Source organism: Desulfallas sp. Bu1-1, from assembly GCF_015594625.1.
Taxonomy (GTDB): domain Bacteria; phylum Bacillota; class Desulfotomaculia; order Desulfotomaculales; family Desulfallaceae; genus JADNRQ01.
This window is the reverse complement of the sequence record NZ_JADNRQ010000066.1, coordinates 1-777: the sequence shown is the minus strand read 5'-3', so window position 1 is coordinate 777 and position 777 is coordinate 1. Positions and strand designations below refer to the sequence as shown.

General features: G+C 46.5%; 1 protein-coding gene. It reads right to left on the bottom strand.

Going from position 1 to position 777, the window contains the following annotated elements; all coding sequences use genetic code 11:
• Window positions 1-19 precede the first annotated feature (19 nt).
• The coding region (locus IT084_RS17640; protein ID WP_279327909.1) for a transketolase C-terminal domain-containing protein at window positions 20-777 on the bottom strand (758 nt) is incomplete at its 5' end.

The following is a 777-nucleotide window of genomic DNA, read 5'->3' as shown; positions in this document are numbered from 1 at the left end:
TCGGTATATTTATAGGGCATTATATCGCCACCTCCCGGATCTTGGCCAGTATTTCCGCTGTGGTGAACAGTTCTCCATCTGTGCGCGACACTTGATATACCGGTGTGTTTGTGCGGTTCACGCGCTGTACTTCACCCAATACCTGGCCCTGGTTCATTTCGGGTACGATTACTGCTTTTGCTTTTTCCAAAACTTTTTGTACTTGTTCATCTGCAAAGGGCCAAATGGTAATTAGTCTTAGAAGATTTATTTTAATACCTTCTTTTTCAGCCTCAACAACGGCTTGCTTGCATACCCTGGAAGTTGCCCCGAAGGCTATTATGGTTATTTCCGCGTCCGCGGGGCCAAAATACTCGACCTGGACTATATCTTCTATATTGTTATAAATTTTTGCCCTCAGGCGATTCAATAGCTTGTTGTTGGTGTCCGGTTTGCTATTGGAACAGCCGGTTTCGTCGTGACAGGAGCTTGATGCGTGTACTATATATTCATCACCATAGGAGGCCATGGGTGGTATGCCGTCTTCATCCGGCTTGTAAGGCAGGTGTTTTTTCGGGTCCCCCTGAGGCCGCTTGCGATTTATTATTTCAATTGTGCCGGGTTCGGGTAGGGCGATATTTTCTCTTAAATGGCCTATTACTTCATCGCTTAACAATATTACCGGCGTACGATATTTTTCGGCCAGGTTGAATGCTCGCACGGTTAAATAGTACATCTCTTTTACCGATGCGGGAGACAGGACTATAATTGAGTGGTCGCCGTGGGTTCCCCAGCGAG